Source organism: Synergistes jonesii (genome assembly GCF_000712295.1).
GTDB classification, from domain to species: Bacteria; Synergistota; Synergistia; order Synergistales; family Synergistaceae; genus Synergistes; species Synergistes jonesii.
The window spans coordinates 21,915-43,908 of sequence record NZ_JMKI01000026.1; the positions used below are offsets into that span (position 1 = coordinate 21,915).

At 58.2% G+C, this 21,994-nt stretch carries 17 protein-coding genes, 2 tRNA genes and 1 riboswitch; of the genes, 13 read left to right on the forward strand and 6 right to left on the reverse strand.

All coding sequences use genetic code 11. The annotated features are described in order from the left end of the window. The first annotated feature begins 28 nt into the window (after positions 1-28). The 8 genes from EH55_RS05505 (at position 29) to EH55_RS05540 (ending at position 11,095) form a co-directional block, all read left to right on the forward strand. A complete protein-coding gene (locus tag EH55_RS05505; protein WP_037975555.1) occupies positions 29-1,810 on the forward strand; it encodes a TIGR03960 family B12-binding radical SAM protein in 1,782 nt (593 codons plus the stop codon). Then, positions 1,797-2,402 (forward strand): TIGR03936 family radical SAM-associated protein, encoded by a 606-nt coding sequence (locus tag EH55_RS05510; RefSeq protein ID WP_037975557.1) that lies wholly within the window; start codon positions 1,797-1,799, stop codon positions 2,400-2,402. The genes EH55_RS05505 and EH55_RS05510 overlap by 14 nt, the downstream gene beginning before the upstream one ends. Positions 2,403-2,417: 15 nt before the next feature. Beyond that, positions 2,418-3,920, forward strand: coding sequence for an Rne/Rng family ribonuclease (locus tag EH55_RS05515; protein ID WP_037975559.1), 1,503 nt, complete (start codon positions 2,418-2,420; stop codon positions 3,918-3,920). Further along, positions 3,895-7,314 (forward strand): chromosome segregation protein SMC, encoded by a 3,420-nt coding sequence (gene smc, locus EH55_RS05520; protein WP_037975561.1) that lies wholly within the window; start codon positions 3,895-3,897, stop codon positions 7,312-7,314. The genes EH55_RS05515 and smc overlap by 26 nt, the downstream gene beginning before the upstream one ends. Continuing rightward, positions 7,314-8,036: a tRNA1(Val) (adenine(37)-N6)-methyltransferase gene (locus EH55_RS05525; RefSeq protein ID WP_037975563.1), complete on the forward strand. Its 723-nt coding sequence runs from the start codon at positions 7,314-7,316 to the stop codon at positions 8,034-8,036. The genes smc and EH55_RS05525 overlap by 1 nt, the downstream gene beginning before the upstream one ends. After that, entirely contained in the window at positions 8,036-8,863 is an 828-nt protein-coding gene (gene rsmI / locus EH55_RS05530; RefSeq protein ID WP_037975565.1) for a 16S rRNA (cytidine(1402)-2'-O)-methyltransferase, read from the forward strand. The genes EH55_RS05525 and rsmI overlap by 1 nt, the downstream gene beginning before the upstream one ends. Positions 8,864-8,866: 3 nt before the next feature. Further along, positions 8,867-10,825, forward strand: a complete 1,959-nt coding sequence (gene metG / locus EH55_RS05535; protein WP_037975567.1) for a methionine--tRNA ligase — start codon at positions 8,867-8,869, stop codon at positions 10,823-10,825. A 186-nt stretch (positions 10,826-11,011) separates the two neighbouring features. After that, a tRNA-Leu gene (locus EH55_RS05540) sits at positions 11,012-11,095 on the forward strand. A gap of 145 nt (positions 11,096-11,240) precedes the next feature. On the opposite strand, the gene EH55_RS05545 is transcribed toward EH55_RS05540, so the two are convergent. Next, positions 11,241-12,104 (reverse strand): VIT1/CCC1 transporter family protein, encoded by an 864-nt coding sequence (locus EH55_RS05545; protein ID WP_037975568.1) that lies wholly within the window; start codon positions 12,102-12,104, stop codon positions 11,241-11,243. Then, on the reverse strand, positions 12,101-13,030 hold the full coding sequence (locus EH55_RS05550; protein WP_037975570.1) for an MBL fold metallo-hydrolase: 930 nt from the start codon (positions 13,028-13,030) through the stop codon (positions 12,101-12,103). Before EH55_RS05550 ends, EH55_RS05545 begins: the two co-directional genes overlap by 4 nt. Before the next feature lie 199 nt (positions 13,031-13,229). Between EH55_RS05550 and EH55_RS05555 the strand changes: the two genes are divergently transcribed. The 3 genes from EH55_RS05555 to EH55_RS05560 all read left to right on the forward strand — a co-directional run bounded on the left by EH55_RS05555 (position 13,230) and on the right by EH55_RS05560 (position 15,770). Beyond that, positions 13,230-13,790, forward strand: coding sequence for a flavin reductase family protein (locus EH55_RS05555; RefSeq protein ID WP_037975571.1), 561 nt, complete (start codon positions 13,230-13,232; stop codon positions 13,788-13,790). A gap of 12 nt (positions 13,791-13,802) precedes the next feature. Next, positions 13,803-13,970: a hypothetical protein gene (locus EH55_RS14415; protein WP_160170729.1), complete on the forward strand. Its 168-nt coding sequence runs from the start codon at positions 13,803-13,805 to the stop codon at positions 13,968-13,970. 315 nt (positions 13,971-14,285) lie between these two features. Beyond that, entirely contained in the window at positions 14,286-15,770 is a 1,485-nt protein-coding gene (locus EH55_RS05560; RefSeq protein WP_037975573.1) for an APC family permease, read from the forward strand. 245 nt (positions 15,771-16,015) lie between these two features. Here EH55_RS05560 and EH55_RS05565 read toward each other — a convergent pair whose 3' ends face one another. Continuing rightward, complete coding sequence (locus tag EH55_RS05565; RefSeq protein ID WP_037975574.1) at positions 16,016-16,579, reverse strand: redoxin domain-containing protein; 564 nt, start codon at positions 16,577-16,579, stop codon at positions 16,016-16,018. Between the two features lie 71 nt (positions 16,580-16,650). Next, the gene (locus tag EH55_RS05570; protein ID WP_037975576.1) at positions 16,651-17,454 is read right to left on the reverse strand and encodes a TatD family hydrolase; all 804 of its coding nucleotides are present in this window, start codon (positions 17,452-17,454) and stop codon (positions 16,651-16,653) included. A gap of 171 nt (positions 17,455-17,625) precedes the next feature. On the opposite strand from EH55_RS05570, the gene EH55_RS05575 reads away from it, so the two are divergent. Next, positions 17,626-17,805: a ferredoxin gene (locus EH55_RS05575; RefSeq protein WP_037975578.1), complete on the forward strand. Its 180-nt coding sequence runs from the start codon at positions 17,626-17,628 to the stop codon at positions 17,803-17,805. A 15-nt stretch (positions 17,806-17,820) separates the two neighbouring features. Next, positions 17,821-17,897 (forward strand) — tRNA-Ile (locus EH55_RS05580). Positions 17,898-17,935: 38 nt separating this feature from the next. Here EH55_RS05580 and EH55_RS05585 read toward each other — a convergent pair. After that, the gene (locus tag EH55_RS05585) at positions 17,936-20,425 is read right to left on the reverse strand and encodes a cation-translocating P-type ATPase (protein ID WP_037975579.1); all 2,490 of its coding nucleotides are present in this window, start codon (positions 20,423-20,425) and stop codon (positions 17,936-17,938) included. A gap of 68 nt (positions 20,426-20,493) precedes the next feature. Beyond that, positions 20,494-20,621, reverse strand: a riboswitch (NiCo riboswitch). A 52-nt stretch (positions 20,622-20,673) separates the two neighbouring features. Continuing rightward, entirely contained in the window at positions 20,674-21,798 is a 1,125-nt protein-coding gene (gene cfa, locus EH55_RS05590) for a cyclopropane fatty acyl phospholipid synthase (protein ID WP_256261493.1), read from the reverse strand. Positions 21,799-21,994 lie beyond the last annotated feature (196 nt).

Sequence of the window (21,994 nt, forward strand, 5' to 3'; positions counted from 1 at the left end):
TCATATAAAAGTTTTTGGAGGGTTTGTTATGTCCGGTGGAATTGACGAGGAGCGCATGCGCGTGCTGCTCTCCTCCGTAAAGCACCCGTCGCGCTACATCGGCGGCGAATGGGGAAGCGGCCCCGTGAAGGAGGGGCGCGATATAGTGCGCGTATGTTACGCTTTCCCCGACGTTTACGAGGTGGGCATGAGCTACCTCGGCTTTCAGATTCTCTACCCGCTTACCAAGTCTCTGCCCTACGCCGACGCGGAGCGCGTCTATACACCTTGGCCGGATATGGAGGAAGCGATGCGCGGCAGCGGAACGCCGCTTTGGTCGCTCGAAAGCCGGCGTCCCCTCAGGGATTTCGACGCGGTGGGCGTCACTCTTCAGTACGAGCTTTCCTGCACGAATATCCTTACGATACTCGACCTTTCGGGCATTCATTTCCGGTCGGCCGACCGCGGCGAGGAGGAGCCGCTGCTTTTGGCCGGCGGCATAGGGGCCCTCTCGCCGGAGCCCGTGGCGCCCTTCTTCGACGCCTTCATGGCCGGAGACGGTGAGGCGCTTATCCCCGAAGTCCTGAGCCGCCTGCACGAACTGAAAGGCGCGAAGCGCGCCGAAAAGCTTTCGGCGCTCGCCGCGATAGAGGGCGTGTACGTCCCGGCTATTCACGGCACGAACAAAAGAATACGCCGCCGCATCGTCGAAAATCTCGACGACGCCTTCTACCACACGACGATGATCGTGCCGAACACCGCAATAGTACACGACAGGGCCGCCGTGCAGGTATTCAAGGGCTGTACCCGCGGCTGCCGTTTCTGCCAGGCCGGAGTGATCGACCGCCCTCTGCGCGAAAGGAGCGCCGAGTCCGTCTGCCGTCAGCTGGAGGCTCTGCTCGAGAGTACGGGCTGGGAGGAGGCCGGGCTGCTTTCCCTCGCCACCTGCGACTGGAAGGGGCTGCCGGAGGCCATGGAGAAACTGGCACCTATGCTCGCAGAATATAAAATAAAGCTCTCGCTGCCGAGCCTGCGCGTCGACGCTTTTTCCGTCGACCTCGCGTCAAGGCTCGAATCGCTGAGAAAAGGGGGGCTCACATTCGCGCCCGAGGCCGGGACGCAGAGGCTTCGCGACGTGATAAACAAGGGCGTGACGGAGGAGGATATCGAAGCCGCGCTTGAGGCGACTTTCGCCCACGGCTGGGAGCGTGTCAAATTGTATTTCATGATGGGGCTGCCGACGGAAACGGAGGAGGACCTCGCCGGCATACTGGAAATATGCGGCAGGGCCGTCACCGCGGCGAAACGCCACAAGCGCCGCGGCGACGTTAACGCGTCGGTCGCCGGCTTCGTACCGAAGGCGCACACTCCTTTTCAGTGGGAGAAGCAGGCGTCTATAGAGGAGCTTCGCGAGCGCGGCCGCTGGCTCAAATCGAAGGTTCGAAGCAGGAAGGTCTCCCTTTCCTATCACGAGCCGGAGCAGACCTTTCTCGAAGGGGTTTTCGCGCGCGGCGACTCGGCGCTCGCGCCCGCGATAGAAAGGGCGTGGCTCGCCGGCGAACGCTTCGACGGATGGAGCGAATATTTTAATTTCGGCCGCTGGATGAAGGCCTTCGAGGAGCTCGGCATGGACGCCGCCTCCTACACTGCGGAACGTGCCCTCGGCGCCGCTCTGCCATGGGATCATATCGACTGCGGCGTCGATAAAGAATATTTGCTGCTCGAACGCGAAAGGGCTTACAGGGCAGAGGTCACGCGCGACTGCCGCGGCGGTTGCAACGGCTGCGGCTGGCAGGGGCGCGCGGAGGTGTGCGGCGGTGGCGAGAATTAGAATACTCTACGAGAAGAAGGGGCTTTTCACCTTTGTCAATCACTTGGACCTGCCTGTAGTAATGTCGCGCGCCGCGAAGCGCGCCGGCTTGAGGCAGGAATTTACGGCCGGCTTCTCGCCGCATCCGCGCATAAGCCTTGCGCCCCCCCTCGCGACGGGAGTCGAAGGCTCGGCCGAGCCGGCCGACTTCTGGTTCGACGAGTGGAATGAAAAATCGCTCTTTCGCTGGAACGCAAGGCTCCCGAAAGGGCTTAAAATATTAAAGTACGCGGAAATAACGGAGGAAAAGGTGCTCGCGAAATCGATCGACGCGGCCCTTTACAGCTTTGCCGGCGCAAGAGCCGCGCTCGGCGCGGAGGCCAAGGAAGCCGTCGCCTCCGAGGCGCGGCGTCGCGGCGCCCTTTACCGCTGCGATTTCGACGGCGGCGTCGTAACGCTCGCGGCAGGCGAGCTTGAGCGCTGCGGCGCGGGGCCTCTCGTTAAGGCCCTGATAGCGGCGGAGATCGTAGCGGGTTGGAGCGAGCTGCGCATTGCGCGCCTCGCAGTCGGGCGCTGGGATGAAGAATCAAAATCCGTGCTGCCGCTCATTTAACGGAGGATTGGGAATATGACAGGCCGTTCAAAAAAAATAATCGCGAACCTGATCGACCCGGAGGAGATTCGGATAGCGATAATAGACGAAAAGGGAAAGCTATACGAGTTTTACATCGAAAGGATGCTCGAACATCAAAGGACCGGAGAAATTTACAAGGCTCGCGTCGACAGCGTGCTCAAGGGGATGAACTCGGCCTTTCTGAATCTCGGCGACGGTAAAAACGGCTTTCTCTATCTTGACGACGTAAAGAATATCGAAGTCAAACAGGGCATGGAGATGCTCGTGCAGGTCGTGAAGAACGCGCGCAAGGGAAAGGGCGCGCGCGTCTCTCCGAGGATATCCCTCGCCGGGCGCTATATGGTGCTGATACCCTATGGGCATGAAACCGGGGTATCCAAGCGCATCGCCAGCGACGGCGAGCGCACGAGGCTGAGGATCATGGCGAAAGAGCTGCGTCCGCAGGGCTTCGGGATAATAATCAGGACGGTAGCCGAAGGCTGCGATATGCTGGAGCTGAAGAAAGACGTCGACGCGCTCGTCGCGCAGTGGGGGGCGATACGCCGCGGCGCGAAGCAGAACGGCGCGCCCTGTCTCGTGCATCGCGACACCGGCCTGCTCGAGCGCGTGCTTCGCGACGAGCTGACCGACGAGATAGACGAAATAGTGATAGACAGCGAAGAGGAAAAGGCGTCTACAGAGGCGATAGTGAGGAGATTTTTCCCGGACAAGGAGATAGAAGTGAACCTCTTCCGTGGAAAGATGCCGCTTTTCGACGTTTACGGGCTTGAAAGCCAGATCGCCGAGCTACAGAGCAGGAAAGTCTGGCTCCCTTCAGGCGCCTACTTAGTCATCGACCAGACCGAGGCCCTGACCGTCATCGACGTCAACACAGGAAAGTTCGTCGGCTCGAAGAATCTCAACGACACTGTGCTCAAGACGAACATGGAGGCTGCCGTAGAGATAGCGCGTCAGCTTCGCCTGCGCGCTCTCGGCGGGATCGTCGTCGTCGACTTTATAGACATGGAAAAGGAAGAAAACAACCAGGCGCTCGTGAAAGAGCTTCAGGAGCTCTTCAAGAGCGACAGGTGCAAGGCGCGCGTCTACGGCGTCACAGGGCTCGGCCTCGTCGAGATAACGCGCAAGCGCGCGCGCACCGACCTGCGCGCCGCCCTGATGCGCAGCTGCCCTTACTGCGGCGGCCTCGGCACGGTGCCGTGCGAGGAGAGCGTAGCGCTCCAGATAAAGCGCTTCATAAGAAAGATAGTGCTTTCGTCGAAATCCGAGGCGCTGCTCGTCGAATGCTCCGAGGGCGTGGCGGAATATATATGCGAGACCTTCCTCGAACTTTGGGAAGAGGAGTTTGAGAAAAAAATTTTCATACGCGGCCGCCCCGGTATGTCGTGGGGCAAATTCCGGCTTGAATGCCAGGGCTCGCTGCATCAGGTCGAACACAGGATAAGCGTTCTTCAGAAACGAGAGGGTTGGGCAGTTGTACATAGGTCGCCTTCAGCTTAAAGGCTTTAAAAGCTTCGGCGGCTCCCACGACTTGATACTTTCGTCGGGTTTCACGGCGATAGTCGGGCCGAACGGCAGCGGTAAAAGCAATCTGCTCGACGCGCTGAGATGGTCGCTCGGCGACAGCAGCGCTTCGCGCCTCCGCATCAGCCGCCAGTCGGACCTGCTTTTCCAAGGCTCCGTGAGCCGAGAGAGGGCAAAGGAGGCCGAGGTCACGCTGCATCTGCGCGACGAGGAGCGCGTGTGCACGATAAAGCGCCGCGTCTCCGCGCCCGACGGCCTGACGAGCCTCTTCGTCGACAACTCGCGCAGGACGCTGACCGAGCTCGACGCGCTGAAGCGTCAGTGGAAGCTCGAAGGCGCGCGCTTCGCCTTCATCGGGCAGGGCGAAGTGCAGGAAACGCTGAAGCAGAGCCCGGTGGAGCGCAGGATGTACTTCGAGCTGCTCTTCGGCATAGACATTTACAGAAAAAAAAGAATGGAGGCGCAGGAGAGGCTCGCTACGGTCGAAGAAGAGAGCGGGCAGCTCCGCCACCTGATGGGCGAGCTCTTCTCGCGCCGCGAGGAGATAGCGCCGGAGGTCGGGCGCGCCGTAGAGATGCGCGCTATATTAGATGGTATCGAGGGAGACAGAAAGCTGCTGTACTGGCTTCGCCGCGCCGAATGCGAGCGCGTCGCGGCGGCGCTTTCCGTCGAGCTTGAAGCGGCATCCGCGCTGCGCGAGGGCTCTTTATTCTGGTCCGGCTTCTGGAAGAAAGCCGGAAGCGCGATAGAGGCGAAAATAAGCCGCGCGGCTCAGGCCCACGGCAGGCAGACGTGGGAGCTCGAGCAGTGCCGCAGCCGCTTCGACGGCCTTATGAAATCCGGCTACGCGTCGGCGACCAGCCTGCGCGGCGCGAAGGCGCGCATCGCCGAGGGGCGCGAAGAGAGGGCGGAGGCCAAAGAGCGTCACGAAAAACTTCTTGCAGAGCAGAAAGCTTCGGTCGACGAGAATAAAAAGGCGCGCGAGGAAGTCGAGAGGGCGCAGAAGGCGCTCGACGCGACAGAAAAAAAATGGAAGGAATACAATGAGCGGCTCGAAGCGACGCGCCGGGAGCGCGAAGAGTGGAACGCAGAAAAGGCGCGCCTCGACGGCGAGCTTCAGAAGAGCCGCGCTAAGCTCTCATATCTCGGCAAAGAGCTTCTGGAAATGCGCTCGAAAAAGGACGGCGTCCCAGACGAGCGCAAAGACATAGACCTTCAGATAAAACAAATTTCCGGCGACAGGGAGAGACTCAACTCTGAGCAGGAAAAATCTGTCAAGGAGCATGGCGAGTTGTACGCGCTCTGCCAGAGATTGGCCGCGGAGCTGCAGCGTGCGAAGCGCGAGGCGTCGAACCTGCGCTCGAAGCTGAACGACGCGGCAGACGCGCTTCAGGCTGGGCTTTACCCGGCGCCTGTGCGCCATCTGCTATCGGCGGCCAAGTTGAAGCGCCTCAACGCCGACCCTCACGCGGTCATCGACGTGATTGCCGCGCCTGTCGACCTTGCCGCGGCGCTTGAGGCTTACCTCGGCGGACGCCAATTCCAGCTTTTAGTCGAAGACATGGAAGAAGCAGGACGCTGCATCGACCGCCTGAAGCAGAACTCCGCCGGCACGGCCACTTTCCTGCCCCTTGAGCGCGCAAGGCCGCGCTATCCCAACAAGGCTTACAGGCTCCCGCAGCGCGGCGTCGTCGGCTGGGCCACAGAGCTGGTGAAGGTGGAGGATCACTGGCTGCCGGCGATACAGCACATCATGGGGGATCTGCTCATCGTAGACAAATACGACACAGGAAAGGAGCTAGTCCGCTCTGGCTTCAGATCGCCGGTCGTCACGATGGAAGGCGACGTCTTCCAGCCCGGCGGCACGGTCAGCGGCGGGCGCAGCCAGAAGAGCGGCAGGGCGCTGGAAATGAAGGCGCAGGTAGCGCGGCTCGAAGAGGAAGCGGCGAAAGCCAAGAGCGAAGCCGAAGCCATTGCTCAAAAATACAAAGTGGCCGAGGCCAAAGAAATCGCCGCCTCCGAGGCGAAAGAAGAGTATACGCGTAGGATACGCGAGCTGAACGGCAAGGCGGCGGTGCTCGAAGACCAGAAGGAACGCATCGCGCGCGAACAGCGCCGCGCCGCTTCGGAGCGTACGCGCGTGCTTGAATCGATAAAGGCCGAGGGCGTTAACTGGCAGAATATCGCGGCGTCGATCGCGGCGCTTGAGGAGAAGCGCGACAGCGCGTCCGACGTGGAGGATGACAGAAAACTCATCGAAGAGCGCGAAAAGTGCCGCGCGCGCGCCGCCGTCGCTGCGAGCGCCCTTTCCTCCGGCTTCGCGATGATGGAGCGCATCAGAAACGACGTGCGCGCTCAGGAGAACAAGCTGCGCAGACTTGACGAAGAAATGTCCGAGCTTGACCAGCAGTGCGTGCGCGAACGCGCAAACCTCGCGAGGATCGGCGGAAGCTGCCTCGAAATACACAACCGCAGAAAAGAGCTCGTAGCACAGATGGAGGAGCACGGCAGTCTCTATACCGGGCTTGAAAGGCTGAAAAAATATATAGCGGCGCGCGGAGCGAAAGCCGAGCAGAGAGCGCTGGCAGAGAACGAAAGGCTCGCCGCGATGCGCTCGAAGAAGAGCGAGACGGAACGCGACCTTGACGAGCTTTGCAACACATGGGAAGAACAATTCCCGTATCCTGGCTCAGAAGAACTGCCCAAAGACGTAAAAATCGAGGAACTTCGCCACAGGATACGCGACGGAGACAGAAAGATAAAGGCCTTTGGCGACGTGAACATGGGCGTGCTCCCCGAGGATGAGAGCCTCAAAGACCGCTTGGCCTTCCTCGGCGAGCAGCTTGAGGACGTGCGCGCAAGCGCCGCCGAGATACAGAAGCTCATAACCGACGCCGACGTAATGGCTCACAGGCAGTTCTCCGAGCAGCTTCAGAAAGTCGACGGGCGTTTCTGCTCTCTCTTCAGGACGCTCTTCGGCGGTGGAGAGGCCCACCTCGTGATGACCGACGGAGAAACGATATGGACCAGCGGCGTCGAGATAGACGCGCGCCTCCCCGGTAAGCACACGCAGGTGCTGAATCAGTACTCCGGCGGCGAGCGCTCCCTTATCTCCATATCGCTGCTTTTTGCCACTATGGAGGTGGCGGGCTCGCCTATCGCCGTGCTCGACGAGGTCGACGCGGCGCTCGACGAGGCCAACCTGCGCCGCTTTAGCGAACTCACTAAAGAGTACGCGAAGAGCCGCCAGATACTCGCGATGACGCACAGGCGCGCAACGATGGAGCGCGCGGACGTGCTCTACGGCGTCACGTTGCAGGAGCAGGGACTTTCACAGGTCGTCGGCGTGCGGCTGGAGGATTGGACGTAATGGAAAAGTGCCACGATCTGCTCCGCGGGGTGCTTAAAATATATCAGCCCGACGAGCGCGAGGGGCTTCGCGTCAACGTGGACACGATACTGCTCGCCCACTTCACGCGCCCAAAGCGCGGCGAAAAGATCCTGGAGATAGGCTGTGCGCACGGCGCAGTTTCTCTGATACTGGCGAAGCGCGGTTTCAGCGTGCAAGGCGTCGACATTCAGCCGCACCTTATAGAGCTCGCGAAGAGAAATGCGGCGCTCAACGGCCTTGATGCTGATTTTTTCGCGGCCGACATACGCGATTATAAAAAAATCGCGCCGGCGCAGAGCTTCGATAGAATCGTAGTCAACCCTCCCTACGATGAGGAGGGGAGCTGCCGCCGCAGTCCGAGCGAAGCGCGTTCGGCATCCGTGCAGGGTTCCCGATGCACGCTCGGCGATATAATCGCCGCCTCGCACTATCTTCTGAAAAACAGAGGGCGCCTTGACATAGTGATTCGCAGCGACAGGACGGGCGAATTGTTCGCGCTCCTCGACAGATACAAAACGCCGCCGAAGATCATGAGGTGCGTACACCCGCGCCCGAAAGGGCGCGCCTCCGTCCTGCTCGCCGAAGCCGTGCGCTCGGGCGGAAAAGGCATAGTCGTGGAGCCGCCGCTGTTTATCGTAGACGAAAGCGGTGCGGAAACGCCGGAGCTCAAAGCCGCCTACGCGATAGAGGAGGGCGATTGATGCCGCTCGTCATCGTCCCGACCCCGATAGGCAACCTTGAAGACATCACGCTTCGAGCGCTGCGCGAGCTGCGCGCGGCGGACGTTATAGCCTGCGAAGACACACGCCGCACGCTGCGCCTGCTGAACCACTTCGATATAAAAAAAGAGCTGCTCTCATGCCACGAACACAACGAGCGCAGGCGCGTCGATACCATATGCGCTCTGCTGGCAGAGGGAAAGCGCGTCGCGCTCGTCTCGGACGCCGGAACGCCTGGGCTTTCCGATCCCGGCGCGGCTGCCGCGCGCGAGGCTGCCGCGCGCGGCTTCGAGGTCGACGTCCTGCCGGGCGCAAACGCCCTTCTTCCCGCACTGCTGCTTTCCGGCGCGTCTATGGAATCATTTTTCTTCGCGGGGTTTTTGAAGGGCAAAAGCGGGGAAAAGAGAAAAAAGCTCGAAGAAATTTCGCAGCTTCCCGACACCCTCGTCTTTTACGTGGCGCCGCACCGCCTTACGGAAGAACTCGCCTTCATCGCCTCCGTCCTCGGGGACAGGCGCGCGGCGCTCGTGCGCGAGATCAGCAAGGTGCACCAGGAAACGATACGCGGTACTTTGCTGGGAATTTGTGATACAATGCCACAAGAAAAAATTCGCGGCGAGTTCGTCTGCGTCGTCGAAGGCGCGGAAGGAAAAACGATGGAAGAAGCCTCGTGGCGCGAGGAAGCCGCCGCGATGGCGCAAAGCGGAGAAAGGACGAAAAACATCGCCGCGGCGCTCGCCGAAAAATACGGTGTGCAGAGAAACGCGGTCAAAAGATTCATAATAGAAAATTTCAACGGGGAGGCCTAAATCATGGCTGAAAAAAATTTCTACATCACAACGCCGATATACTACGTCAACGACGTGCCGCACATCGGGCACGCCTACACGACTATAGCGGCGGACGTGCTGAACCGCTGGCACAAATCCGGCGGCGAGGACAGCTATTTCCTGACGGGCACTGACGAACACGGACAGAAAATACAGACCGCGGCGGAGAAGAGGGGCATGACGCCGCTCGAACTCTGCGACGAGGTCGTGCAGAACTTCAAGAGGCTCTGGAAAGTCCTGAACATCGATAACGACGATTTCATAAGGACGACGCAGCCGCGGCACGAAAGGGTCGTGCAGGAGATATTCCGCCGCCTGATGGCCTCCGGCGACATATACAAAGGGGAGTACGAGGGCTGGTACTGCGTCCCCTGCGAGACCTACGTGCCGGAGGCGCAGATGGGCGATAGCCAGACCTGCCCGGACTGCCACAGGCCTCTGATAAAAATGACGGAGGAGACCTACTTCTTCCGCCTCTCAAAATTCGCCGAGCCGCTGCTCAAATTCTACGAGGAGCACCCCGACGCGATAATGCCGAAAAAGCGCTACAACGAAGTCGTCAGCTTCATCAGGGGCGGCCTTCGCGATCAGTCGATATCGCGCACGACGCTCAAATGGGGCATCCCCCTTCCCGGCGACGAGGCCCACGTCATCTACGTCTGGTTCGACGCTCTGATCAACTACCTCTCGGCGCTCGACTTCCCGCAGGAGGGCGGTAAATGGCAGGTCTACTGGCCCATCGCGCGTCACCTCGTCGGCAAAGACATCATCCGCTTCCACTGCGTGATATGGCCGGCGATGCTGATGGCGCTCGGTCTCAATCCGCCGGTCCGCGTCTTCGCTCACGGCTGGTGGACGGTGGACGGCGAAAAAATGTCGAAATCCTTCGGCAACGTCGTCGACCCCTTCGAGATGGTCGATGTGTACGGCATCGACCCTTTCCGCTACTTCCTGCTGCGCGAAGTTCCCTTCGGGCACGACGGAGACTTCTCGGAAGCCGCGTTAGTCCAGCGCATAAACTCCGACCTCGCGAACGACCTCGGCAATCTCCTCTCGCGCTCGCTGCAGATGATAGAGAAATACCGCGGCGGCAAACTGCCTGCGTCGTACAGCGCGACGGAGCTCGACGATGAGATAAAGGCCATGGGCGAAAAAACCTTCGCCGAGAGCTCCACTCTGATGGATGACTTCGCGTTCGACGACACGCTCAAATGCCTTTGGGCCTTCGTCGGACGCGCGAACAAATACATCGACGAGACAGAGCCGTGGAGGCTCGGCCGCGAGGGCGACGTCGACCGCCTCGACGCCGTGCTGCGCACGCTGTGGGAATCGCTGCGCCTTTCCGCCGTGCTCGTCGCTCCCTTTATGCCTGATACGGGCGCTAAAATATGGAGCCAGCTCGGACTCGCCGGCGGCCCGCTCGAATGCGGCCGCGCCAACTGGAAGTGGGGCGAGCTCCCAGGCGCCGTCAAGGTCGACCGCAGCGGGATACTCTTCCCTCGCATAGACGTTGAGAAGTGGAAAAAAGAAAAAGAGACGCGCGATCTTGCGAAGCGCGCGAAAGCCGACCCCGCCGCGTTCTTTAAATACGCCGACAAAAAGCCGCAGATCGAATACGACGACTTCGCCAAGCTCGACCTGCGCGTTGCGCTCGTCGAAAAAGTAGAAGTAGTTCCAAAGGCCGACAAACTCTACATCCTGCACCTCGACCTCGGCAATGAAAAGCGCGCCATCGTTTCGAGCATCAGAGACTTCTACAAGCCGGAAGAGCTCGAAGGCAAAAAAATAGTCGTCCTCTGCAACCTCAAGCCGGCGAAATTCCGCGGCGTCCAGAGCGACGGCATGCTCCTCGCGGCCGAAAGCCCCGAGACGCGGCGGGAGGTCCTTACGCTGCTCACAGTGATGGACGATTCGATTCCGACCGGAAGCAGGATAAGCTAAGTAGCCGGACAAATAGAAAATCTGCTGACAAGATCGGCGCGGTTCTTAAAAAAGCTGCGCCGACTGTTTTCAAACCGCCCGAAAGAGTAAAGGCGACGGACGCGCGCGTCCGTCGCCGCAACAACGCCGCCATTCGCGCAAAACGCCTTGCTTTATTGTCGCCGGAACTGTAAAATACCTGATTATGCGGGAATGGCGGAACTGGTAGACGCGCTGGACTTAGGATCCAGTGGATTTTCCGTGGGGGTTCGAGTCCCCCTTCCCGCACCAAATTAATATAATCCGAACCTTTTTCCAGACAATAAGGGATGTGTTGATATTTAAGGAATAGAGTATGAAAGCGAGCTAACGATACGAAACGCTCAAAAGGTTTATTGACGTTGTCTTTACGGAGAATGGATATCAGCGCTGTTCCTTACATCTCTATCCCCAGCAATTTCTGCGCGCCCCAGCCTATCATGAAGGAGAGCGCCGCGACTCCCAAGCTTACGCAGACCATTTCGGCGAAGGCGGGGAAAAATTTTTCTTTGCGTACGACCGAGACGTAAAAGGTGAAGAGCATGATGACGAACACGGCGTTCGCGAGGCAGCAGAAGAGCGCGGCCAGCGGCGAGGAGATCAGCGCGTAGGGAACGAGCAGCATGCAAACGGCGAACATGTAGGCGATGCCCGTGTAGAGCGCGGCTTTCAGCGGGCGTCCGTCGCCGCCGGTGTTTTTCTTAGCGAGGTATTCCGACGCGGCCATTGAAAAGGTCGCGGCGCTGCCCGTTATGAAGCCGGCCATGCAGATGACGGCGCTGTCGCCGAGCGCGAAGGTGAAGCCGGCGAGCGCGCCGGTCAGCTCCACAAGCGCGTCGTTTATGCCGAGCACCATCGAGCTTATATATTTCAGCCGTTCGTCGTCGATCATCGCCAGCAGCTCGCGCTCGTGCTCCTGTTCGTCCTCGTATATTTTCAACGCCTCCGGCACTTCGTCTGCTATCGAAGCGTAGATCGCCTGAGCCCTTTCCTCGCCGCGCTCCATCAGGTTGATGACGAAGGTGAGTCCGAAGAGGAAGCCGCAGAGGCGGTAGAAAAATATTTTCAGCGCCGACGGCTTCGGCGTGGCGCCGGTGTATCTGCCCCAGATCTGCGCGTGGAGGAGCTCGCCGTCGGAGATTTTTTTGAGCGTCTTCGCGTTTTCGCCGTCGGCGCGCTTCGACATGCGGGCATAGACGATATGCTCTGTCATTTCGTTCAGCTGCATCTCCTTGATGGTTTTAAGCGCTCTTCTGTTCATCTTACGCCTTCCGCCTCTATATTTTCGTTTCTCTCTATGTATTTCAGGTAGCCGTTCGCGGATTGGCGGATGAAGTGCTCTTCGCGTTCCTTCACGCCTATGGGCAGTTTTGACAGCTTTGCGAGCTCTGGGTCGTTTGTCTTGAGTTTGGCCACGGCTTCTTCCACCGTCAGCGGCCGCGGCTCGCGTGAGAGTATTTCCAGCCAGAGTGTCATTTGTTTTTTGCCGGCGGCGAATTTTCCGCGATAGTCGTAAAAGTATCCGGAATGCGGGAAGCAAACTATGTCGATACCTTCGAGCGCGAGCAGTTTGTCGAGAGAGGCGATGGCGGTTTCGTAGAAGAATCTGTGCGGCGTCGCCGGACGCAGGAATATATCCTCATCTTCTGTCTTTGTGAAGCAGCCCGCCGCTTCCCCGGCGAAAAGTATTTTTTTGCCGTTCATTTCGTATATGTAGGAGCTGTGATGTGGCGAATGCCCGGGCGTGTCTATTACGCTCAGGCCGCCGATGCCTCCGTCGATGATGTTTTCCGCCGGCAGCGGCTTCGGCGCGCCGTAAGTGTCGCAGAGGCCGCCGAGAACGGCGCGGCTGCCATCCATGAGTTTTGAAGGGTCGATCAAATGCCGGCGTCCTTTTTCGGGCGCAAGAACTTTTGTTTCCGGGTGAGCTGCGATAAACTGCCCAACGCCCCCGGCGTGGTCAAGGTGTATATGCGTATATACCAGGTAATCTATTTTGTCGGCGTTAAGCTCGCGCAGCCGGCGCAGAAGCTCCGGCACGGAGCATGCGGGGCCGGTCTCGACGAGTATCGTTTGTTCGCGGGCTTCGTCGCGCAGCAGCCAGCCGTCGAGGAACGATTCAAAGCCGCCGCGCGGTATCACAAGATTTATTTTATAAAAGTTCGGAAGGATTTCCGTTGCCGCCATCATTCTCCATCTCCTATCGCGTCTCGCGCTACTATTATAAAGCTTTTCCTCTCTTTGAGATAAATGCGCGCCGACGGCGTCTCTTGCCCGAGCCGCTTTCCGCAGCTTTCGCCGCAAAACGCCATGATATTTTAACGTTTATGAAAACGAAAAAGATACTATAATAGACGCATGCAATTGAGGGAAAGAGGCGAAGCTGATGGCAAAACATATATGGAAAGCCGGCACGATGCTTTATCCTCTGCCGGTCGCTATGGTCTCGTGCGGCACGATGGAGAAGTCGAACATAATGACGGCCGCATGGACGGGCATTATAAATTCCGACCCGCCGATGACTTATATCTCGCTCAGGCCGGAGCGTTATTCATACGGGATAATAAAAGAGGCGGGGGAGTTCGTCATAAATCTGACGACCGAAAGGCTGCTCTGGAACGCCGACTTCTGCGGAGTGAAGACGGGGCGCGACCGTAGGAAATTTTCGCTGCCCGGGCTCACCGCGGTGAAGGCCTCGCAGCTTGACGCTCCGATGATCGCCGAAAGTCCGGTAAACCTCGAATGCGTCGTCGATAAGATAATGCCCCTCGGCAGCCACGATATGTTCGTTTCAAAGATAGTCGCGGTGAACGTGAACGAAGATCTGCTCGATGCAAAGGGCGTCCTGCACCTTGAAAAGGCGGCGCTGATCGTGACTTCGCACGGCAGCTATTACGCGCTCGGCCGCCGGCTTGGGACCTTCGGATATTCTGTGAAGAAGAAATAGGGGCGTGACAGAATGCTGAGATGCGCGATATGCGAAAAGCCGCTGCGCGAATGCTGCGACCTTTTCCACGAAGCGGAGGACGAATTCGGCAACAACGTAGTTATATGCAATGAGTGCGCGATAGAGCACAAGATACCCTTCGAAGACGAAGCGGAGAAGCCGAAGGAAGAGGGGGAATAAATTTAAAGGGAGCTGCCGTAGCGAGCGGGATTTTGGCTTAGCGGCAGCTCTCATTCTTGCAGGCATATGCCGAGCTGTAAAATTAAGCGCCGCCTGCTGCCGTATTGCCGAAAAATCTCGCTCTTTTTTCTGAGCGAACAAGCTTTTTGAGACGCAGCAATTGATTATTTTGACGAAAACATGGAGTGTGCTCCATGTTTTTCGCTTTGCGGAGCTTTTTCTATGCTTGACATTGAGAAGGCACACGTGTCTATACTCTAAACTATCGAAGACATACAAGGAACAAATTCTTATGTTAGAAAGGAGATAATTATAATGTCAGAAATACAGACAAGCACGCTGAAGCGCTCCTTCGGCATGCGCGAAGCGGTAACGATCACAGTCGGTACCGTTATAGGCGTTGGGCTGTTCACGGTTGGGGCAAACGTCGTCGGCCTAATGGGAGCTTCGGTCATATTGGCGACGTTTGTCGCCATGATCGTCAGCGTATATCCCGCCCTGCTCTACGCGGAGATGGGCGCTGCGCTGCCTTACGCCGGCGGCACTTACAAGTACGCTGCGCTTGGCATCGGCAAACCTATGGGGATGCTGGCTGGGTGGAACTTCATCATCTCTCTGGTGGCGGTGACGAGCGGCGAAGCGATGGCCTTCAGCTTCTACTTTAAGGCCGTCTTCCACGTCTTCGGCTGCGAGCTGCCGATAAGCGACGTGTTCATCGCCTGCTTTGTAGTCGGCGCCTTCATATACACCAACGTCCGCGGCGTCGAAATAACCGGCAGGCTGCAGAACGGATTTATGTTCTTCTTCTGGGGCGTCGCGCTCGTATGGTTCCTGATGATGATACCGAACGTCGATTTGCAGAATTACGTGCGCCTGCCTGAATACGTTGATTTCAAGCCGGCCGGATTCATCGGATCCGTAGCGATGATCTGGTGGTGTTTCGCCGGCTTTGAAACTTGCTGCGCCATGGGAGAAGAGATCAAATACCCGCAGATAAATATACCTCGCGCCCTCTTCCTGGCCCCCTTTATCGTCTTTGCCGTAAACGCGGCGTTTCAGTGGTTTCTCGTTGGCATCGTGCCCACGGCGCAGCTCGGCGCGATCGCTTCGGCCGACGCTCCCTACGCGGAGGCGATGAAGATCGCTGGGATCCTTGGCTTCCCGCTGCTTATGCTCGCGCTGGGCATCGCCTTTGGAGGAGACTTTTCTACTCTGAACGCAAGCATCGCCGTTCCTCCGCGCTACCTGTTCACGATGGCGAGGGATGGGGCGGTGCCGCAAATATTCGCCAAGGTACATCCGAAGTACAAAACTCCGTATGTTTCCATCATAGCGCTCGGCACGCTCTCCATCGCACTGATAGCTACTGATTCGCTGATCTACATCGCATCTCTCAGCCTCTTTGCCGACCTGTTTTACTATGTGATTGGCATCGCCGCCGCCTTAGGCCTTCGGATCAAACATAAAGAGCTCAATCGTCCATACAGGGCGCCGGGAATAACGATAGGAGCGCCTGTCAGCGTACTTATCTATATTGTCATGATGACCCAGCTGCCTCCCGACGCGCTGCTTACAGGCATAGTTTGGTGCGCCCTCGGGCTTCTGATCTACTGCTTCTGCCGTAAAAGATATGCGGCGAATGAGGACGAGGCGCTGAGTTCGCAGATTTTGCTTGCAGAGACTCCTTCGGCGGAAGAGATGGAGAAGATGGACAGGGAATATAAGATATGGCGACGTATAGTGGCGGTTGCGGTAGTGATCGCAGCGGCTATCTACGCGTTGCCCTTCTCAATCGGCTGAGAGGCATGTGGTAAAGCTATTGGCGCCCGCAGTTTGACTTGCAGGAGATATTTTCGCCGCCGCGGCCGTAAGCGCTGACAGCGGCGAGGTCGATCAGAGAAACATTGAGAGGGGAGCGCCTCGTCGCGGTCGAAGGCTGCCGTCTTCAAAGACAGGCTTTGGAATTATATTGAAGCACTCTATGGCCGAACGGCAGGTACGAGAGGGGGAAGAAAATTCCCCCTGCTCCTTTCTCTCTGATAAAGCTAAAGCTTCCCAACGAGAGTCGGATCGGGCTTCAGCGTGTCGTCGCCGGGCGTCCAAGCGGCGGGGCAGACGCGGTCGCCGTACTTCGCGACGAACTGGCAGGCCTGAAGCTTTCTCAGAAGCTCCGCGGCGCTGCGTCCGACATTAGCGGCGCTGACCTCGTAGGCGCAGATTTTCCCCTGCGGGTTTACGATGAAGCTGCCGCGCTCGGCGAATCCTTTGTCTTCGTCCATCACGCCGAAATCTTTCGCGAGCTTCCCCGACGGGTCGGCGAGCATAGGGAATCTTATAGCCTTGATAGCCTCCGAAGCGTCATGCCACGCCTTGTGCGCGAAGTGCGTGTCGCAGGAGACTGAGTAGACCTCGCAGTCGGCCTCCTTGAATTCTTCGTAGCGGTCGGCGAGCTCCTTGAGTTCCGTCGGACATACAAATGAAAAATCGGCAGGATAGAAGAAAAATACTGCCCAGTGACCGAGCACATCGTTCTTTACGATCGTCTTGAAGTCGTCTTCGTGGTACGCTTTTGTTGAAAAAGCCCCGATCTCTTTTCCGATAAGCGACATTTTTATTACCTCCTCGAATCTGTTTTTACCATTTTATTCGATGGCGCGGCGCTTATGGAATTCGCGCCCCTCTATTTTATACGAAAAGCCCTTTCTCCGTTTTTCTTCACGATCTCCGCGAACTCTTCGAGAGGCAGGGCCTTGAGCATCGAAAGGTATTCGTAGACGCAGCGGACGAGGGCCGGCTCGTTGGGCTTTCCCCTGTGCCCTTGCGGCGCGAGGTAGGGAGAGTCCGTCTCGCATAAAATCTTCTCGATAGGCGCGTTCATCGCAATCTCGCGTAGAATTTTATTTTTCGGATAGGTCACCGGCCCGGCGAAAGAGAGGTAAAAGCCCATTTCGAGGGCCCGCCGCGCCTCGTCGGCGTTTCCGGAGAAGCAGTGAACGACGCCGCCTGCTCTCTCAGCGCCGCATTCGCGCATTATCGCCAAAAGCTCTGCGTTGGCGTCGCCTCGGGATTTGTCCTGGGCGTCGCGGACATGTATGACTATCGGCTTGTTTATCTTCGCGGCAAGCTCGATCTGTTCGGCTAAGATTCTGCGCTGGACCCCGCGCGGCGAAATGTCGTAGAAATAGTCGAGCCCGATCTCGCCGATCGCGAGCACCCTTTCGCTTCCTGCGATATCCTCTATAGCGGAGAGGTAGTCGGAAGACGCGTTCTTCGCCTCGTGAGGATGCACGCCGGCGAGCGCGTAAATCTCCGGCGCGTCTCTCTGCCTTTCGGCGAGCTCTGCGGCTTCGCGGCTCGACGCCTCGTCGGCCGACGCGAAAATCATGCGTTTCACGTCGTTTGCCGCAGCGTTTGCGAAGAGCTCCGAAAGGCCGCCGGGAAAATATTCTCTGTTCAGATGGCAATGTGTGTCGGTTAAAAACATCAAAAATTCCTTTCGTCGATAAACGCTTACGCACAGCTGCAATTATACAGCCAAGCGGGCGCTTTGGTTGACGGGATGGGATTAAATCGGTCGGGCGAATGTTGCGAAAAAATTTGACGTATCACTGTAAATGTCGTAGAATACGTCCTTGTGGAAGGGAGATGACGCGCTTTGCCCATCAAAGTTAATTTTGACGACTGCATCGGCTGCGGCGTCTGCGCGGAGCTTTCTCCGGACAATTTCAAGCTTGACGAGGATGAAGGAAAGACGACGGTTATAAACGCCGAAGCCTCCACTTCAGCGAAAGAAGCGGCTGACAGTTGTCCAGTCTCCGCTATCACGGCGGACTAAAGGCTCACACAGCGAGGGCCCATAGCTCAATTGGTTAGAGCTCCCGGCTCATAACCGGATGGTTTCAGGTTCGATTCCTGATGGGCCCACCAGAATTCTCCGACCCCGCCTCTTGAAGGCGGGATTTTTGTTATCTGTCGTTTTTCCTTTTGAACCATTTAACTATTTCCCACCAGAACGTCGCGCAGGCGGCGATCAAAAGAGCGGCGGCGAATTCCGCGGGGCTCAACGGCTTGAGCTTTGCGGGGCGCGCCGCCTGCGGCAGCAGAGAAAGCGCCGTCAGGCATAGCAGGACGCCGGCGTTCACGAGCCACGCGATCATATCGGTAGAGGCGCTTTTTCCGGCGAAAGCGAAGTCTTTATCGGAGCGGTTGACGTAGACGAGAAAGAGGTTAGAGAGCACGAGCACCGTCAGGAAGAAGGTCCTCGCGTGCTCGGCTCCTCCTCTTGGAAGCGCCGCGCAGTAGGAGTCGAACGCGGCGGCGAAAATCGCCGATCCCTGGGCGAGCGCCTTGCCGAGCAGTTTGGCGGTGATTATCGGCGCGCCGGTCTGTCGCGGCGGCCTCTCCATTATGTCGCGCTCCTCGGGCTGGCGTTCGAAGACGATCGAACAAGTCGGATCGATTATCAATTCGAGCAGGGCGACGTGCAGCGGCGCGAGCACCGCCGGAAGCGCGAGCAGCGGCGCGGCGAGAGCCGATAGCGCGATCGGGATGTGAATCACGAGGATGTATTCCATAGCCTTTCTGATGTTGTCGTAGATGCGGCGTCCGTCGCGTATAGTGCGGACGATTGTGGAGAAGTCGTCGTCGAGCAGAACCATGTCGGCCGCTTCACGCGCGACGTCAGTGCCGCGTCCTCCCATCGCTATTCCTATGTCCGCGTATTTGAGCGCCGGCGCGTCGTTGACACCGTCGCCGGTCATCGCGACTACTTCGCCGCGCGAACGCAGCGCGCTGACTATGCGCATCTTTCCGCGCGGCAGCACGCGCGAGAAGATCGTCACATCACCGAGCTTTTCGTCGAGTTCGTCCGGGCTCATTTTTTCGAGTTCTTCGCCGTTTATCATCACGTGCTCCTTCTCGCCGCAGCCGAGCCCTATGTCGTGCGCTATGCGGTGGGCGGTGACGCTGTTGTCCCCGGTTATCATGACGACGCGCACTCCGGCGCTGCCGCATGCTTTGATCGATTCTGCGACGTTCCTGCGCGGCGGATCGGAGAAGGCGGCGAGCCCCGCCAGGCGGAAGCGGCATTCGTTCATTTTTTCGGGGATGCCGCACATCTCGTCGTTGTAGGCGACCGCGAGCACACGGCAGCCGGCCTCGGCGAGGCGTCTTTGTTCGCGCGAAGCCGCCTGCCGTTCGCTGTCGCTGAGGGCGCAGAGGGCAAGTATATTTTCCGGCGAGCCCTTCGCGGCGGCCGTTATTTTTCCTTTGTACGACCAGACGTGGCACATCATCCGCGATTCTGACGAGAAGGGGTATTCGTGCAGCAGACGTTGCCCCTGCAGCAACTTTACGTTGATGTTTCTTTTCAGCGCCTCGTCGAGCACGGCGCGCTCCATCGGGTCGTAAGGGTCCGTCTCAGAAGCCAGCACGGATACCTCGGCGAGTTTTTTGACGGAGGTTCCTGCGAGCGGGACGAATTCCTTGAGCGACATGCGGTTTTCGGTGAGGGTACCGGTCTTGTCGACGCATAGCACCGTAACGGCGCCGAGCGTCTCGACGGACGGGATGCGCCTTATCAGCGCGCTGCGCTTCGCGAGCCTCCAGGCGCCGAGCGCGAGGAAGACGGTGAGCACGACGGGGAATTCCTCCGGGATCGTCGCCATCGCTATCGTTACTCCGGCGAGCACGGCGTCTATCGGGCTGCTCCCGCGGTAATAGGTCGCCGCTATCACGAACGCGAGCATCAGCATGCTGAAAAGGGAGCAGTCGCGCACGAGGCGGCGCGTCTGCCTTTCGAGCGGCGTAGGACGCTCCGGGGCGCTTGCGACGTCGGAAGCTATCTTGCCGTACTCCGTGCGCGCGCCGGTGTCGAGCACGCGCACTACCGCGCGTCCAGCGACTGCATTCGTCCCCGCGTAGCAGCGGTCCGTGCGCCAAACGCCGCCGCCCTCCGCCGGCGCGCAGCTCTTCCAGACTATATCCGACTCGCCGGTCAGCGCCGATTCGTCGACGCCGAAACCGTCGTTTTCGAGTATCTCTCCGTCGGCCGCGACGCGTTTACCCTCCGATACGACGATTATATCTCCGGGAACTAAATCCTCCGAAGCGATCTCGACCGTATATCCGCCGCGACGCGCCGTGACCTTCGGAGAGGAGAGCGATTTCAGCGTTTCCAGCGTTTTATCGGTCTTCCACTCTTGGTATATGTTTATCGCGCTCATGAATATCACAAACGCGAGCATGACGGCGCCGTCGCGCGGCTCGCCGAGCAGGAAGTAGATGCACGCCGCGCCGGTCAGCAGCAGGAATATCGGCTCAAGAAAGGACTTGAGTGCCTTTTTCAGGCGGCTCTCCCTTTCGCCGTCGACAAAGCTGTTGCTGCCGTATTTTGCGCGGCGTCTGAGCACTTCCTGCTCATCCAGCCCGTGATATTTTTCATTTATCTCTGTCATTTGTCCCTCGCCTCGTGATGCGCGGCCGCATGTATTTGCATGAAAATGCGGCCCGCGGAATCGTTTTTAACGGTCCCACGGGCCGCGAATTTTATCCGCCCGCTGCCGGGTTGTCGTCCCGGCCCAGCCGCACGCCTTCGCCGACTTCAGAAATATCCGAACCGCCGGCGGGAGTCGCCTGCTCCATGTTTAATTGAACAACATTCTAAATTAAGGGCGCCCTGTTGTCAAATTCTGACGACTTTACATCAGCGCATCGCCGCCGCGGGCTGCCTCCTCGCGTCGCGCTCTCGCGTCATCAGCAGCTGAAATACTTGAACGCCGCGCGCTCGGAAGACTCCGGCGCAGCATAAGAGGTAATACTCCCACATGCGGCGGAAGCGCTCGCCGTATTTATCCGCGAAGGCTGGCCACGCTTTTATGAAATTCCTGTACCAGCAGAGCAGCGTTTTGTCGTAATTATCGCAGAGGTTTTGCAGATCCTCTATCACGAAGAGCCCTTCGGCGGAAGAGCTCATCTGGGCGATTGACGGCAGAGCGCCGTTCGGGAAGATATATTTATTCAGCCACGGGTCGCAGTTCAGCCCTGACGCGTTCGAGCCTATCGTGTGCAGTAGAAAGAGGCCGTCCTTTCTCAGCACGCGGTGCGCGGTCTCCATATAGGCGCGGAAATTTTTCTGCCCGACGTGCTCGAACATGCCGACGGAGATGATCTTGTCGTACTCTCCTTTTATTTCGCGGTAGTCGCAGTCGATGAATTCGACCGGCAGGCCTTTGCACTCTTCGCGCGCGAACGCGAGCTGCTCTTTGGAAATGTTCACGCCTGTGACGCGGCAGCCGTAACGCAGCGCCATGTACTTTGCAAGGCCTCCCCAGCCGCAGCCTATGTCGAGCAGGTTGTCTCCCTTTCTGAGCTCGAGCTTCTTTGCGATCAGCTCAAGCTTGTTTACCTGCGCCTGGGCAAGGTCGTCTGTGTCCTTGAAATACGCGCAGCTGTACTGATGCAGCGGGTCGAGGAAGGAGAAGAAGAAGTCGTTCCCAATGTCGTAATGCCCTTCGGCTACTATACGGCTGCGGGAACGCGACTGAAGGTTCAGCAACTTAGCGGGGAGGAAAAGCAGCGCATAGCGCGGACTCCCCTTGATGTCGTATTCTACGCCGCATTTCAGGATGCGGCAGAGCAGTTCGTCAACGCGGCGGCAGTTCCACCATCCGTCCATATAGCTCTCTCCGAGGCCGAGGCTCTTTTCCGCGATGACGCGGTGGTAAAAGCCGTCATTGACGATCTGCGGGTCCCACTCGTGCGGCCCGTTAAACTCTATGCCGACGCTTGCCAGCCTTTGCTGGACAATTTTTGGAAACATGTATCTCACCTCTGTATTCGCTTCGGTACTTTCGGCGCGCGGCAGCGCTGCCTCAAATATCAGTCATTTGAATATATTATAGCTTTCTTTGTCAAAGAAAAAAAGTGAAAGTCGATAAGTAAAATGATTTAAATGTATCAAAAGTAAATTAAGCGCACGCGTCGACTCTTTTACAACGGAACGATTTTGTTATATACTGCCTCTG

What these genes read in the sequence shown, in the direction of transcription:
- EH55_RS05505 (WP_037975555.1), top strand. Translation starts at nt 29, where the DNA reads ATGTCCGGTGGAATTGACGAGGAGCGCATGCGCGTGCTGCTCTCCTCC.
- EH55_RS05515 (WP_037975559.1), top strand. Translation starts at nt 2,418, where the DNA reads ATGACAGGCCGTTCAAAAAAAATAATCGCGAACCTGATCGACCCGGAG.
- EH55_RS05525 (WP_037975563.1), top strand. Translation starts at nt 7,314, where the DNA reads ATGGAAAAGTGCCACGATCTGCTCCGCGGGGTGCTTAAAATATATCAG.
- rsmI (WP_037975565.1), top strand. Translation starts at nt 8,036, where the DNA reads ATGCCGCTCGTCATCGTCCCGACCCCGATAGGCAACCTTGAAGACATC.
- metG (WP_037975567.1), top strand. Translation starts at nt 8,867, where the DNA reads ATGGCTGAAAAAAATTTCTACATCACAACGCCGATATACTACGTCAAC.
- EH55_RS05545 (WP_037975568.1), bottom strand. Translation starts at nt 12,104, where the DNA reads ATGAACAGAAGAGCGCTTAAAACCATCAAGGAGATGCAGCTGAACGAA.
- EH55_RS05550 (WP_037975570.1), bottom strand. Translation starts at nt 13,030, where the DNA reads ATGGCGGCAACGGAAATCCTTCCGAACTTTTATAAAATAAATCTTGTG.
- EH55_RS05555 (WP_037975571.1), top strand. Translation starts at nt 13,230, where the DNA reads ATGGCAAAACATATATGGAAAGCCGGCACGATGCTTTATCCTCTGCCG.
- EH55_RS14415 (WP_160170729.1), top strand. Translation starts at nt 13,803, where the DNA reads ATGCTGAGATGCGCGATATGCGAAAAGCCGCTGCGCGAATGCTGCGAC.
- EH55_RS05560 (WP_037975573.1), top strand. Translation starts at nt 14,286, where the DNA reads ATGTCAGAAATACAGACAAGCACGCTGAAGCGCTCCTTCGGCATGCGC.
- EH55_RS05565 (WP_037975574.1), bottom strand. Translation starts at nt 16,579, where the DNA reads ATGTCGCTTATCGGAAAAGAGATCGGGGCTTTTTCAACAAAAGCGTAC.
- EH55_RS05570 (WP_037975576.1), bottom strand. Translation starts at nt 17,454, where the DNA reads ATGTTTTTAACCGACACACATTGCCATCTGAACAGAGAATATTTTCCC.
- EH55_RS05585 (WP_037975579.1), bottom strand. Translation starts at nt 20,425, where the DNA reads ATGACAGAGATAAATGAAAAATATCACGGGCTGGATGAGCAGGAAGTG.